This is a genomic window from Rhodoferax sp., from assembly GCF_028714215.1.
Taxonomy (GTDB): domain Bacteria; phylum Pseudomonadota; class Gammaproteobacteria; order Burkholderiales; family Burkholderiaceae_C; genus Rhodoferax.
This window is the reverse complement of the sequence record NZ_JAQTMS010000010.1, coordinates 45207-59359: the sequence shown is the minus strand read 5'-3', so window position 1 is coordinate 59359 and position 14153 is coordinate 45207. Positions and strand designations below refer to the sequence as shown.

Sequence of the window (14153 nt, the reverse complement as noted above, 5' to 3'; positions counted from 1 at the left end):
CCGGCAATAGGGGGTTTGATGCATCACTGGCGCCGAAGCTGCCCGTGGTCTGAAAACCAGGCCTCCAACCCCACCTTCTTCGTGAAGTTGTGTTGGACATAGCAGCTCACTCTGGGATAGTTGTCGAGGTCGCTGCTGACCATGCAAGTTTCCTCGTGCAGTTTTCCATGCTCTTTGAAGCTGACGCGCAAAACTGGAATCCGATCCGGCGTGGCGGCGTCCATCGTTCCCGTGGCCTCAGTGGACCGACCGCCGATCACTCGTACGATCTTCAGCACTTGCTCGGCGAGCGACACGGTCATGCGTCCGGTGTAGGTCTTTTCCGAATCGGCGTGTTTGCCGATCACGACATACGATCCGGACAGATAGTCGAGGCCACTGTCAGCCGGTTGGCCTGCGGCGAAGACGGGCATCCCGGCCAACAGCAGTGACACGAGAAGCGGGCAGGGCTTCGCTGCTCGCCAACGTGCCTTGTGTTTGCTTGCTGTCGATGCCCTCGTACCCAAGTCACAACTCCTGACGAATCCTGCGCACCATGATTCCCACCGTGCTCAGCCTGGCCATCGACAACTCGTTGGGCGAGTAGAGGGAAACCGTCCGAATTCGCAGCAGCGATGCTTCGTCCTGTTTCGACAGGCTGCGAAACAAGGCCCCCTTCACCGCTTCCAACCCGAAACCCTTGGAGTCAATCAGCAGTTCCAGCAGTTCTGCCTTCTCGGCGGCGCCAAGCACTGGCGGCTGCCTCAGGGCAGCTTCCTTGAGCAGGCCGTGGTCACTCAGCCAGCGCATCACGGGCGAGGTGAATAGCGTACCGAAGCGAGCCACGAAGCCCGTATTGCTGGTGACGTCACGGCCATGTTTGGCGTCGGGACGGGTCTCGGCCTTCAACCATCCCAGCGCGTCTTGTCGTTCCCGAGAAGATTTCTCACCCACCGGTTTGACCGCCTCCATGAACGGGATGCCGTCGTATCCGGCCAACTCCACAAAGGCAAACATGGCGGCCGCCTGCACGGCATCGTCTGTGGTGTGCTCCACCAGATCTTTCACGAAGGCCAGAGAGGTGGGCGAACCTATCATCGACAGCGCCCGCAGCAGCGATGCCTTGACGGCAGGATCGGACTCGACTGCAAGCTGCTTCTGGATCGGCTCTGCCGAGGATAGGAAGATGGCGTTGTACTCCAGGTAGTGCGCCCAGAAAGACCTGCGGCTGCCATCCTTGGACGCCAGCTGCGAGACGGCTAGCATCTCGCCCGGCTCACCCGCGGCGATGGTGCCCACGACCAGAGTTTCACCAACGTTGCCGTCGCTCAGATCCGCGGTTTCGTGCTGTGCCTTCAGGTAGGCCAGGCCGGTGCCTGGATCATGCACGATCAGGTTGTGACCCAGCGCCAGGAACAGCGGGTCGGGGGACTTTACCAAGCCGGTGGCCAGGGCCTCTTTGAACAGAGAAACCTCCCGTGCCACCGCCTCCTGTGAAATGGCAGTGCCGGAAATCGTTTCGCCATAGCCGCCTGACACCCTCTGTCGCCGCATCTCCGGGGTAACCGTTTGGAAATGGCTGGTGAGCGCCTGGACCAGGTGATTGGGCGCCGTGCCTTGAGCCATGCCAGCTGACCCGGTGATCAACAGATTGGCGGACAGGATCATTTTGAAGATCGCAGAGCCGATGCGGTGGATTGCCATTTGAAAATCTCCCTTTGCTGGAGTAGCACTCGCCCTATTTCGCGGCGCGCGATACTTCCTCCAACGTTCTGGCGATCCGCGATGTGGATCCGTCGCCCCACGCGATCTGCGTTATCCCGTTTGCAATCGAAACAACGCCCTTCTTGCTCTTATAAATGACCGCGGCGCCTATTTGCAGAGGCCGATCCACCTTCAACCATCCATCGAAAGGCGGTACGAATTCGCCAATGCCGGGCGTGTCAATATTCGGTGGTTTGGCACGTGCATCGGCATTGGTTGTTTGGGTGGCCAATGCGGTGATCGAGGCGACTGTTAAGTCGGTTTGCAATGCGGTGATCGAGGCAGTATTAGGAAGCCCGGCTACAGCGGTTTGCAATGCCGTGACCTGTGACTTAACTGCGGTGGATTGGTGAGCCTTGGAATCGTCGACGGCTGTCTTGGTGGCAGTACCGGAGGCGGCAACTGTGTTCAATGTCGTTGTTATCCCGCTCTCGGTACTCCCACCTGCGACCGGGGTGGCCGCACGCGCATCGAGTTTGGTATTCAACTGCGTGAAATCATCGGCGTACTTATTCTTTCCGGCACCTTCGCAGTTTTGTGTTTTCGGGTTGAAGTGGTATGGGTCGTTGCACTTGTAGATCGCCTGAATCGCCCTTGACCCCGCCATGCTGCAGGTGATGCTGGGTGCCATGGGTGAGCTGCAAGAAGTGGAGACAGTCACGCCCAACATGTTCGGAATGTCTTTCCATTGGTGGAAATGCGCATTGGGCAAATTTGCAGAGGCCAGCAATTTGATGTTGGTGTTCGATGGCAGCCCAATTTCGGAACAATCACCGCTTGTCGCTAGCGCTGCGCCGGGCGTCATTGGGCAATTGATGATGGAAGGAGGTGAGGGTGGAGCAGAGACGACGGTGCCAGCGGGAACATTCAGTGGTCCGTACACCATGGGCGTTGTCTCGACAACGATCTGAACCTTCAGGTCGAACTTCTTCGCAGGGGCAACTGGTTGTGCGCGTCCGCTCAGCGCTATCAATGCGATGACTGGGCCGAGCACCAGCGGTGTGACGATGCGTTTCATGGGGGTCTCCTGTGTCGGTTCGGTGAATATCGGCGCCATTCGGCCCCTTCAATCTGAGTCGGGAACTGGCTGGCGCCGGTTCAATCGAGCGTGGATTTGTTTGGCAAACCTTCAGCTGATCTTGTGGGGTACGGGCTGCGCTTGCTTCGACGGCAGGGGCTGTGCGCAGATTCGGTCAGCGCAAGCTGTGGCGACACTGCCGTTGTGCGTCAAAGATCGACCTGCGGGACCCCCGACGCGCGCTCCCCCGGCGTCCGGTAGTAGCTGCCGCCGCGGAAGTACCAGGGCATGCCTGCCAGCACGGCCGCCGCTCGCTCGGGCGTGAGTCCCAGGAGTTGCTCAAGGCTTGCCATGCCTCTGAAATAGCGACCCGATGCCGTGAACGCCTCGTATTCGACGAAGTACTGCAGCCACTTCGATCCACAGGTCTTACAAGTTTCAACCGAGACCTCGCCGAAACGCAGGTTCGTCATGTCGATGCCGATGGCCTGGGAATAAAAGTCATCGCGGTGAAAGGGCGGCGTCATGCACCGACACTCACTCATGACGCATGCTCCGCAGGCCCAATGACTATGACCTTCTTATGCCGAGCCTGGCTTGAAGGACCTAATTTGTTTTAGGCTTGACCGCGGGAGCGATCAGGTTGGCCCGATTGGCCACGCTGGCAAATTCGCAGCCGGTACCCCTGCCGTGGGTGGAGACAGTTGCCGGCACCTTGATGTCGTTCCAATACACCACAGAACCGGGGTGCGCTGGGGCGTTCGGAACACCCGAAACCGAAAACGTGACCGTTAAGTTGTAACGGCCGGCCTGAAGTGGGAAAGTCTGCAAACCATAAAGCAGTCCGTAATAAAACGTGCTGATTTGACCTGTGCCGACGTTTTGAAACGAGTACCGGTAGTCAAAGTCACCGCTGGGGAGGGCCGGGGGGTAAGCCATCACCACCCGGACCGTATGAGGTTGACCACTGACAACTTTGCATTCGACGTTCACGGAGTCAATAGACATTGATGCCGCCGAGACGAACTGGACAAAGGTCAGGCTGCCTACGAGCGCAAACAGGGTCGAGAGGTGGGTCATGCTGAGTCCTTTGTTGTTGGTCGAATTCGGAAGCACTTCGGCTCCACTCAATCTGAGTCGGGCATGGGTTGGCGCCGGTTCAATCAAGCTGCGATTCATTTGCCCAGCCATTGCCGGTGGCGTGTGGCTTGAGCGTGCAAGCTCGCGACCAGACACGCCAGGTATCCTGCATTATTTCTTCGTGCGGTTTGCCGATTCGACGCGAAGCCCGGTCTCTCTGCTCCAACGGTTCAAGACGTCGGGCGTCATTTGCCCCCTAATTGGTGTCTTCTCGGTTCCTTCCACAAACCATGCTTTCGCCGCTGCTTTGTCGTACAGAAGGTAGTTGTTTGGATTGGGCGCAATCACCGCTTCGCGACAGGAGGACGGCTTATGATTTTCCATCATGTCGACATTGTCTTTGTCAGTGCACGTGCCCGCCGTAATTTCGCAGCCCAATCCGCGAAGGCAAATCTTGCATTTCGCAAATGCATTGGATACGGCAGCGAACTGCAGCACGAGGATGAGGACAAATGCGGTCGGTGAAATCAGTCTGCCGGCAGCTTGTGTGTTCTGGGGATGTTTCATTTGACTACTCCTGTCAGCGGGCGCAATCCATGCTCATCGTGGTTGTGCGACTTCAATGCGGCCCTTCATGCAGCGGAACGGCGCTGCCCCGTGATTGTTTCGAGGCCGGCGTCAGGGATCAGGGGAAGGTGACCACGACACTCCTCGGGGTTGCCTGGGTGACGGCAGGCAGCATGCATGTTGCCGAGTTCATGGCGTTGCAATCGCCGGTCCAGTTGGCCAACGGCGGCGATCCCGTGGATGAAGCCGTGCTCAGCGTGATCATGCTGGAACTGGCGCTGTAGTTGAACCAGCAAGTCGTCTGGTTGATCATCGCATTGCCGGCGATGACGCAGGCCGATCCCGTGCTCGGAGGGCTGTTGCTCATCGGGTAGGTTGCTGCCTGCGAGGGGATCACGGAATAGGTAGCCGGCCCCTTGGCTCGCCTGATCGTTACCGTCACACGGCAGCCAATGCTGGTTTGCGTCCGGTCCGGGCAGCCCGCGCTGTCCGGCTTGCGTTCATTCATGACGGTGACGACGCCGCTGGTCCCGGTGACCGGACCGACGGTCGCGACCAGCCCGCCACCGGGGATCACGGTCAAGCCGCCGCTTCCCGTAAACACGGGCGATGGATTCCAGTTGCTGCCGGGCGATTGTTCCGTCACGACGCAGCTGGCTCCGCCGGGAACGCTGATCGTCGTGAACCCGGTACCCGGCAACACGATCTGCACCGGACTGGTGACCGACACCGGTGTGCCCCCCCGCGTGCAGTTGAGGTTGAACAGATACGTTCCGGGGATTACCGTGGCCCCCGTGTTCTTGCGGATCTCGAAGCGAGCCGGCTCCGTCGGCTTGTCGCACGCCAGTGTGTTGGTGGCGGTCAGGGTCGCCCCACCCGCCAGCATCGTCACAGGGCCCGAATAGCTCGATGTCCATGAGGCGGTGGCACCGTTGCATGCTTTCAGGTTGGGAATTTTGGCGAGCAGACCTTCGTGGATGTTGCAGATGCTTCCCACGGCAATCGGCGGCGCTGCCGAGAGGCCACCGTTCGACGGAACAGGCAGCGTCACGTTGAGGGTATTCGCACCCGACAAGGTGCATTGCGCTGCCACGTCGAACGTTGGCGGTATCGGTGCCGGGCCACCGGTGGTGTTGACAATGACCTTGTTGACGGTCAGGTGGCCGCCTCTTGGTGGGTCGCAAGTCAGCGTGTTGGTGATGATGGTGCCGGTCGTCTGCCCGGTATGAACCGTGAGCGGCCCCGGGTTGCTGGGGACCCATGTGGCGGTGCCACTGGGGCAGGCCTTCACGCCGGTCACCTGTGGCGGAATTGTCTCGGCGATGGTGCAGACCGTACCGTCTGGAATCAGTCCGCCGGGCGGTACCGTCACCGTGCCATCAACCGGCACCAGCAACGGGATCGGTGCCATGCCGGTGCAGGTCGCCGTCATGGTGAAGCTCGACGGCGTTGGCACGCCAAGTGTGTTGACGACGGTCTTGTGCGCTTGCAAGGTTCCGCCGGTCGGTTTGTCGCAGTCCAGTGTGTTCGTCTCTGTCAGGACAGCCGTCTGCCCCGCGACAATGGTGACCGGCCCCGAGTGGGTTTCCGTCCACGTCGCGCCGCGTCCCTTACACGCCTCCAGCGCTGCGATGTGCTGTGGCACCACTTCGGTGACGGAGCAAATCGTACCGGCCGGAAGCGTCCCCGGCTGCAGGACCGTCTGGCCACCCGGGACCGCTAGCGGTGTATTGACACTTGATGAACCGGCACTTGCCGAGCAGTGCGTGGTGGTGTCGAAGGTCGGCGGAATCGGCGCCGATGGACCGACATTGTTGACCACAATCTTTTGCACGCTGAGCGAGCCTGAGGGCGACGCGCAGGTCATCGTCACGTTGTCGACCTGTGGGCCAGCGGCGCCTGACATGGCCGATACGAAGGCAATCGTCGTCGAGGGGGCAACCGACGTGAAGCTGAAGCTGTGCTGTTGCCATTTGCCGTCGGTCGGACTGATCCCGGCGGTATTGTGAGTGAACGTCGCGGGTGAGGTCGCCACATTGTTGACGAAAGTCTGTAGGGTAGCCGACGTCCGCTGCAGGTGTCGCGACATCCAGAATGTCACCGTGCACCTCGATCCCGCTTTCGATTCCATCGACTGCTCAATACCACCGCGGGAGGAACCATTCAGGTCAACGCAGTGGCCAACGCCGCCCTGGCATAGTGTTCCGGCCGGCGTGGTTCCGATGTTCACGTCGCCAGCCGTGACTTTCCATCCGGTGGCGCCAGAAAGGTGGCTTCCCGCTGACACGTACGTATACCCATTGATTTGTGGGGCTGCCTCGAAATTTCCGTTCAACAGTGGCGCCACTTGCGCAGCGACCGGGCCAGCGACCAGTATGGCGCAGGCAAATGTGATGCACGAGGCGCGCGTCACCATCGCGCGCACAGTGGCGAGCCGGGCCGACGCTGCGGGCTTGGGTAAACCATTCATACCAATTCTCCTTTAGGGTATCAGTCGATACGCACACCTGTTGTGTCCGCACCTTGTGTAGTCGAGCACCGGCTGGCAGCGGTTCAATGGCTTCTTTTCTTTCTTCGAGCCTGCCGGTACGACTGTCCCGCACACGGGTATTCACCTACAAAAATTGTGACAATTTGTTGCCAAGCACCAATTGAGTCGGAGTAGAGTGAAACAGGTCACGCTGAGGTGCAAACAAATCGGTGATCCGGGACGGTGGCAGGCGATACCCGTTTCAGGAAAACACTAGAAGGAGACATGACCGACGCAAACCATCGAGCCTTGCTGAGCCGGATTGCCAAGCGCAGTCCGGACAGTGAGGTCGCCATGACATTGCTGTACCGTGCATTGGCCGGCAGTGTGTTCGCATTTGTCCGTCGCCGCATGAGTTATGCCGACGATCACGAGGTCCAGGCGGTAGTGGTGGATACCTTGTACGAGGTGTGGCGGGCGGCGCCCGACTTTGCCGGCGACTCGCTGGTCAAGACCTGGGTGCTGGGCATTGCACGGCACAAGGCGCTCGACGCCGTGCGCAAGAACCCGCACGCCACAACGCAAAGCCATGTTGATATCGACGACTTTGCCGATTCGCTGGCAGATCAAAACGCCGATTTGCTGTCTATTCTGGCGAACCGGCAGCGCGCCCAGCAGTTGGACTATTGCATGAGTTTGTTGCCCATGGAGCAGCGCGAATGCCTGCATTTGCTGCTGGTCGAGGGACTGAGTGTGAAGGACATCGCTTTGGTGCAGAATTGCCCCAGTGGCACCGTGAAAACGCGGGTGTTCCATGCCAAGGCCAAGCTCAAGGCGAGCTTGGCGCAATGGCTCAATGAGGATCGTGGCCTGAAACAACCCGGTTACAGTGGTGCACGACAAATGACGGATCGGCGGAATCTACAGTAAAGGAGCCTGGAGAATTGATTCGGAGTGAACCGGCAGCGCTTGCGCTACGACCCACTGTGATGGCGAGCGAACCACGATTTTCCAACGACCCGGAGTTCTGCCGTGAATGAGCTGGAACGCGTGCGCGAGCTTTTGCCCTGGCATGTGCGGGGCGCGTTGGGGGATGAGGAGCGCACCTTCATGGAGTTGTGGCTGGCAGAGAACCTGGCGCAACACCCGGACATCGAGGCGGAAATGGCCTGGTTGAAAAAAACGGCCAACCAGTTGCAACAGCTGGCCCAACCCGAGCCGGCGTTGGCGGAGGCCGGTTTGAAGGCGCTGATGCAGCGCATTGAGCTCGACAAAGGGGAACAGGAAGCGCCAAGCCGCGCTGCCGCCCTGGCTCAGTCGACGCCCCTGGCTGATCGCATCACGGGCTGGCTCACGGCTCTGTTGGGTGTGCGCTTGCCTGCGCTGGCGTTGAGCCTGACGTTGGTGCTTATCGTGCAGATCGGTGTCATAGGCGCCTTGGTCTTCACAACACCGGCCAGCCAGGCTCCGTTGGGCAGCGCGTCGGCGCCGATTTCGGCGCTGCCCGGCCAAGTGCTGCTGACCGTTGCCTTCAAGCCAACGGTGACGGAGTCCGCCATGCGGGGCGTCTTGGCCAATGCCCAACTGCAAATTGTGGCCGGACCCAGCGCACTGGGCCTGTACACGCTGGCGGTGGCCAGGGATCATGTTGACAGCGCCATCCTGCAACTGCGGCAGGCCCCGGCGGTGGTCGAGTCGGTGCAGCGTTGAGACGGCGCCAAGGGCCAGGATGAAGCGCCTCGTCCTGCTCGCGCCCTGTGCTTTGTGGCTGGTCTTGGGCACGGCGGCCGCCCAAACGGTAACGCCCACAGCCGCCGGTCCGGCTTCGGCACGGGCCAGTCAGCCCGCTGCGCCAACCCTTTCATCTACCCGGCCGCCCAGCATGCCAGCGGCCGTGGCGCCAGTGCCACCAGCCAGCGCGGCATCAGCGCCACCAGCCAGTGTGGCGGCAGCGCCGCAGCCAGCGGTGTCGGCCGTGTCGCCGCCATCGCCATCGCCTGTGCCTGTGCCGACAAGGTCGGCCACGGCGCCGCCGGTGCTGCCAGCACCGACCCTGTCGCCTGCGCCGTTGCCATTGGCACCGGCGTCCTCGGTGCCAGCGACAGCTTCGGGTCTGCCGGCCGTCGCCTCGGGTGCCGCGCCGCAGTTCGTGGCACCCGCTTTCAATCCAACACCGGCCGAGAAGGTCAGCCCGCAGGCGGCTTTTGAACCCGGCCAGCTGTTGGTCCTGTGGCTGAGCGATGAGGCTGCCGCCCCGGGCCTGTCAACCCTGCAACAGCGCTACCAGTTGCGGCCACGGCAGCGCTATAGCCTGGGCAATCTTGGGTTTGTGGTGGCCATGTTTGCCCTGCCCGGTGAGTCCGAGGCACAGGCCATGCGCCAGCGATTGCGCGCCGAGCAGCCGCAGTGGATCGTCGACCTGAACGCACGCAGCCTGCCGATGCAGGCACCAGCCGCTGCCGGCAACATCCCGCCCAGGCTTTATGCGCAGCAAATGCTGGGCGGCGCGAACCTGAAAAGACCGCAGGCGCCGACTTTTCGCCTCGGGGTGGTCGACACCGGGGTGGACCCCGCGCTGACGCAGCCCATCGCGCTGAATGGCAGCCTCATCACGCAGCGCAGTGTGCTGGGTCCCGCTGACAAGGCGGCCGATACGGCGCACGGAAATGCCATCCTGCAACTGCTGGCCGGTGTCTCACAGAGCAACGGCTTCGCCGGTTCGGCACCACCGGTGCAGTTGGCCTGGGTCGGCGCCATGCGCGAGCTCAACGGCAAGCCCACCACCAACAGCCTGGCTTTGGCGCTGGCGCTGGACTGGTTGCTGGGACAACAGGTGGCTATGATCAACATGAGTTTGGGCGGCCAGGGGGACGACATCCTGAAGGCTGTGGTGAACCGGGTGCTGGCAAAAAATGTTGCCCTGGTGGCTGCCGCCGGCAACCGCCCCGACGGCGACGCTCCGCCCACTTATCCGGCGGCCTATCCGGGGGTCTGGGCGGTGACCGCCGTTGACGCGGCCGGCCAGCTCTACGCGCAGGCCAGCCGGGCCGGCTACGTTACCCTGGCGGCTCCCGGCGTGGAACTCTGGGTTCCCGCGGCCGGTGGCGAAGGCCGCTATGTCAGCGGCACCTCTTACGCAGCGGCGCTGGCCAGCGCGGCGCTGGCCTGGCAGGCGCCGCGTTTCTGGACTTTGTCGGCGGCCCAGCGGCGCGAGGAAGTCTGCGCACAGGCACGCAAGCCGGAAAAGAGCAGCGTGCCGGGCTGCGGCCTGGTGCAGAAGAATTCCAGCGGGATTGTGAACAGACCCTGATCCTCAACTGGAAACGGGATGCTGGATGTTCTGGTCCGGCTTACGCCGTTGCGCCCGACTCTGCAAATATTTATTCGCCCGCGTTGAACCGCGTCTGCTTTCGCTTCGACTTACCTATGAAGCGATGACCCTAGGGTCGATTTTGCAGATAGAAGCGAGGTATTCATGAGATTCACCATCAGTGTCCTGGCGGTCGGCATGGTTCTGGGTGCGGCAGCCCCTGGCGCCGCGTTGGCGCAGGCAACCGCTGCCGGTTTTGAAGCCAGTTTTGCCGGAAAAACGATAGCCGCCACGGACAATGTCACTCTGGTTTTCGCCAGCGCGGTGAACGCCAGCGACGGCCAATTCGCCGTGATCGTGGGGACCGAGGATGTGACGGCGAATTTTCGATGGGTATCACCCACCAGACTGGAAGGCGTGTTCGCTGCCATGCCTTTGCCGGTGGGCAGCAACCTGTTGCGGGTGTACCGGATCGGCGTAAGCAACCAATGGCTTGAAATTGGCCAGGCTTCAATTTCCGTGGCGCCGCCGCCGGCTGGCAACAGGACGCCTGTTTACCGTCCAAGCCTGATCGTCGGAGCCAAGTCGCAACTGGCCGAGTCCCATTCAGACAGCGCCCAGCCGCCGACCCGAGCCACCTACGCCGACCTGACCGTGCAGGGGGGTCTGCAAACCGAGCATGGGGGTGCCGACTGGTCGGTCAAGTCACAGTTCAATGTCGCCGGCAGCAGCTACCGACCCGAGACCGTCAGCTTTGTCAGCCGCGGCGATGATGCACCCAAACTGGATGTGACCAGCTATTTGATCGACAGTACTTTCAACAGCGGGGTGGGCCAGACCGGGCTGGCCCTAGGCCAGGTGCAGGCCGGCACCAACCCTCTGCTAGCCAACGCCATTGGCAATCGGGGCGTGCTGTTGACGCAGAAATTTGGCAGCCGGGTGGACCTGGTCGCGGCACTGCAAAACGGCACTCAGACGCTGGGCGCCAGCAACTTCCTCGGTGTGAACGATGTCGAGCATCGGCTGGCGACCGCCACCGCCGGCGTGGAACTGCTGGAACGTGCGGGGGGGTTCAGGCTGGAAGCCACTTCGTTTCAGGGCGCCGTCAAGCCCCAATTGGTCGCCGGCATCGCCAGCTTGCAGGACGCGGAAGAGAGCCGTGGCTGGGGGCTGCGGGCGCAGTCCCGCAGCCAGGACGGCCGTTTGCGCGCGGACCTCGCTTTTGCCCACAGCGATTTCACCAGTTTGGGCAATGCGGCGCTCAATGTGGCGCCGCTGCCAACCACTTCGGGCGACTCCTGGTACGCGGACCTGGCTTACGACCTGGTGAGAGGTGCGCAGGTCAGCAAAGACTACGCATTCTCGACGACGCTGCAGGCGCGCCACGAGTATTCGGCGGCGACCTACAAGTCGCTCGGTTCGCCGCAAGCGGCCAACTACATCAGCGACACGGTGGCGCTGAATGCCAGCCTGGGTGTGCTGGCCGGCCAACTGCAGTTGGGCAACCGATCCGACAACGTCGATAACGCCGCGGCCTTTCTGATCAACCGCGCCCAAACCCTCAACTTCATGCTGAGCGCACCGTTGGGCCAGATGCTGGACAGCGCGCAGCCGCCGCCGTGGGCGCCCACGCTCAGCTACACCCACGGCCGCAACCACAACCTGGCAGACACAAACCACATTCCGCTGGGGCAAACGATTGCCAATCTGCCCGATGTCATGGTGACGACCGACGGTCTGGGATTGAACTGGACGGTGAGCCGCTTCAACTTCGGTTACCAATACAGCCGCAACCTGCAGGACAACAGCCAGTCGGGCCTGGAGTTGCAGGACCTGCTGGACGTCGGACACATGGTGACGGCGTCCTACCAGGCAACAGAATTCCTGAGCCTCAATGGCGGCGCCGGCAAGCGCCGCTCGGAGCAGCGCGACAGCGGGATCGAGCGCTATAACAACACCGCCCAGGCCGGCTTGAATTGGCGCTTTGGCGACCGCTACAACTTCATCGCGAACGTCAGTGCCAGTCACGACCATGACTCCATCTTCAGCAACGACAACGAAACCCTGCTGGCCCAGTTGCAGCTGACCAAGCAATTCAATCTGACCTCGTTCGGTGCCAAGTTGCCTGGCCAGTGGACCTTGAGCTACAGCGACAGCAACGTCAATTCACTGGGCATTGGCATTCGCTACAAAACCCTTAACGCGGCCCTGAGCCTGTCGTTTTTTTAACTGAAAGCGCTGCATGAAACACTCCTGCATTCCAGAAGAACTGTTGCCGGCACAGGGCGTCCTGGCCCGATGCCGCCGCTGGTGTTTGCTGCTTGCCATGGTGGCCGTGGTGCTGCCGGTGCAGGCCCAGGTCTTCGCCGTCGCGCCCAGCACTTTCAATTTGAACGTCATGGCGGGGGGCTCTGTCATGGTGACGGTAACGCCGCTGGCACGCAGCGGCACGGGTGCCCGCTTGCCCGATGCCACCGTCTGCGCCGCGCTCGCCGGGGGAGCGCCAGGGGTCGGCCTGGTCAACCCGTGCCAGCCGGCCAGCGTATTGGGCAGCGTCAACGTGGGCGCCGCGGCCAGTAGCACCACGCCGCAAACCTATGGTGCCAGCTACACCCCGGCGCAGCTCAGTGCCATGGTTGCCACACTGGCGGCTTATGGCCAGCGTTACGGTGGCCGGCAATTTTTTGTGGTTACCCAATTTCAGAGCCAGAGTTCTCCGGCGGCGCCGCCCATTGCCGCGCGTTTTGTGACCTTCCAGGTGAACCTGATCGAGCCGGCGCCGGGCGGCATCATCAGCGCCACATCTTCGTTACAGGATGTCGCCCAGGCCGCGGCGTCCACTGTGCTGGTGCGCTATGCCCTGGCGAGTGCCGACACGCCCCTGGGTGGGCAGTTTTGCGCTGCGCTGAATGGGGCCTACCCGGTCAGCGGCGTCAGCAGCAGCAACCCCTGCCAGCCCGGCAGCAGCCTGGGCTTTGCGAATGCAGCCATGGGCTTTGGCGCTGGCCTGCTAACCGGCGAAACGCTTGCGGTGCCGGAAACCATGGCGCGCCAGGCGACCCAGCGAGCCCTGGCCAGCGGCAGCGGCAGCGGCATTTTCTACTTCGTGCGCCAGTTCAGTTCTGGCAAGTACGCCGTGGTTCAACTGCGGCTGGGCGGCAACGCAGCCAATGCGCCGTTGGCGCTGACCGAGATACGCCTCGGTTTCAGGGAAGGCGGGAGCCTGCAAAACATCGGCTTCTTCAAGCGTGGCCAGGTCTTGCCGGCGGTCGGCGCGATGCTGCGCTATCAGGGGGCCGGTGTGCTGCGTGCCCGCTGGGAACTGGTGGGGCCCAACGACATTCAGCCGACCACGCTGGACCTGACGGCGGAATCCAGTTTGAGTCCGCTGGAGCGGGCGCAGCAACACCGGTATCAGGTGCTGGAACGCGTCAACGTCTATTTGCCGGCGATCGGTCAGGCCGTGCTGGCCGGTCCGAATCCGAAATTGCTGGCCAACGAAAACTACGGCCAGTACCAGTTGCTGCTGCGCATTGAGGCCAGCGATAGTCTGGCCGGCGTGCCGGCCGGTGCGGCGCCTTTTGTGTTGCCGGTGCTGCGTTACTACATTGGCGAAGGTGGTGGCCCGGTGGCCGGTGCCAAAGCGGCGCCGGAACCCATTACCTTGCTGGCACCGCCAGCCGGTGCGGTCCTGGAAAAAGACGCCGCGGCAAGCTTCCAGTGGTTGGAAAACAAGGGCGTCAGCCAGTACCGGCTGGAGATCGAGGCCAACGGCAAGCGGATCTACTCGGCCCGTGTCGCTCCGCGCGCGCAGGAGGGGATGAACCGCTATACCGCACCGCCCTTCATCGCCGCATCACTGGTCAACAAGGCCGGGCGCTGGCGCGTCGTTGCGCTGGCCGGCGACGGCCAGTTTGTGGGTGAGAGCGAATGGCGCGAGTTTGCCAACGCGCCTTGAATGCCAC

13 protein-coding genes are annotated in these 14153 nt (G+C 62.1%); 5 read left to right on the top strand and 8 right to left on the bottom strand.

Features of this window, described 5'->3' with window-relative positions:
• Positions 1-23 precede the first annotated feature (23 nt).
• From PHS32_RS06930 to PHS32_RS06900, 7 genes are all read right to left on the bottom strand, one after another.
• Entirely contained in the window at positions 24-434 is a 411-nt protein-coding gene (locus PHS32_RS06930; RefSeq protein ID WP_301078195.1) for a hypothetical protein, read from the bottom strand.
• Positions 435-507: 73 nt separating this feature from the next.
• On the bottom strand, positions 508-1683 hold the full coding sequence (locus tag PHS32_RS06925) for a HEAT repeat domain-containing protein (RefSeq protein WP_301078194.1): 1176 nt from the start codon (positions 1681-1683) through the stop codon (positions 508-510).
• Positions 1684-1717: 34 nt separating this feature from the next.
• Positions 1718-2761 (bottom strand): hypothetical protein, encoded by a 1044-nt coding sequence (locus PHS32_RS06920; RefSeq protein WP_301078193.1) that lies wholly within the window; start codon positions 2759-2761, stop codon positions 1718-1720.
• Between the two features lie 209 nt (positions 2762-2970).
• The gene (locus PHS32_RS06915; protein WP_301078191.1) at positions 2971-3306 is read right to left on the bottom strand and encodes a hypothetical protein; all 336 of its coding nucleotides are present in this window, start codon (positions 3304-3306) and stop codon (positions 2971-2973) included.
• Between the two features lie 61 nt (positions 3307-3367).
• Positions 3368-3940 (bottom strand): hypothetical protein, encoded by a 573-nt coding sequence (locus tag PHS32_RS06910; RefSeq protein ID WP_301078189.1) that lies wholly within the window; start codon positions 3938-3940, stop codon positions 3368-3370.
• Between the two features lie 72 nt (positions 3941-4012).
• On the bottom strand, positions 4013-4408 hold the full coding sequence (locus PHS32_RS06905; protein WP_301078188.1) for a hypothetical protein: 396 nt from the start codon (positions 4406-4408) through the stop codon (positions 4013-4015).
• Positions 4409-4526: 118 nt separating this feature from the next.
• Positions 4527-6878, bottom strand: coding sequence for a DUF5979 domain-containing protein (locus PHS32_RS06900; RefSeq protein WP_301078187.1), 2352 nt, complete (start codon positions 6876-6878; stop codon positions 4527-4529).
• Between the two features lie 285 nt (positions 6879-7163).
• Between PHS32_RS06900 and PHS32_RS06895 the strand changes: the two genes are divergently transcribed.
• On the top strand, positions 7164-7808 hold the full coding sequence (locus PHS32_RS06895) for a sigma-70 family RNA polymerase sigma factor (protein WP_301078186.1): 645 nt from the start codon (positions 7164-7166) through the stop codon (positions 7806-7808).
• 102 nt (positions 7809-7910) lie between these two features.
• Positions 7911-8588, top strand: a complete 678-nt coding sequence (locus tag PHS32_RS06890) for a hypothetical protein (RefSeq protein WP_301078185.1) — start codon at positions 7911-7913, stop codon at positions 8586-8588.
• A gap of 155 nt (positions 8589-8743) precedes the next feature.
• Here the strand turns inward: PHS32_RS06890 and PHS32_RS06885 are convergent, their stop codons facing one another.
• Positions 8744-8953, bottom strand: coding sequence for a hypothetical protein (locus PHS32_RS06885; RefSeq protein WP_301078184.1), 210 nt, complete (start codon positions 8951-8953; stop codon positions 8744-8746).
• Between the two features lie 17 nt (positions 8954-8970).
• On the opposite strand from PHS32_RS06885, the gene PHS32_RS06880 reads away from it, so the two are divergent.
• From PHS32_RS06880 to PHS32_RS06870, 3 genes are all read left to right on the top strand, one after another.
• Complete coding sequence (locus tag PHS32_RS06880) at positions 8971-10188, top strand: S8 family serine peptidase (RefSeq protein ID WP_301078183.1); 1218 nt, start codon at positions 8971-8973, stop codon at positions 10186-10188.
• A gap of 165 nt (positions 10189-10353) precedes the next feature.
• The gene (locus PHS32_RS06875; protein ID WP_301078182.1) at positions 10354-12417 is read left to right on the top strand and encodes a hypothetical protein; all 2064 of its coding nucleotides are present in this window, start codon (positions 10354-10356) and stop codon (positions 12415-12417) included.
• A 13-nt stretch (positions 12418-12430) separates the two neighbouring features.
• Entirely contained in the window at positions 12431-14146 is a 1716-nt protein-coding gene (locus tag PHS32_RS06870) for a hypothetical protein (protein WP_301078180.1), read from the top strand.
• The last annotated feature ends 7 nt before the right edge of the window (positions 14147-14153 follow it).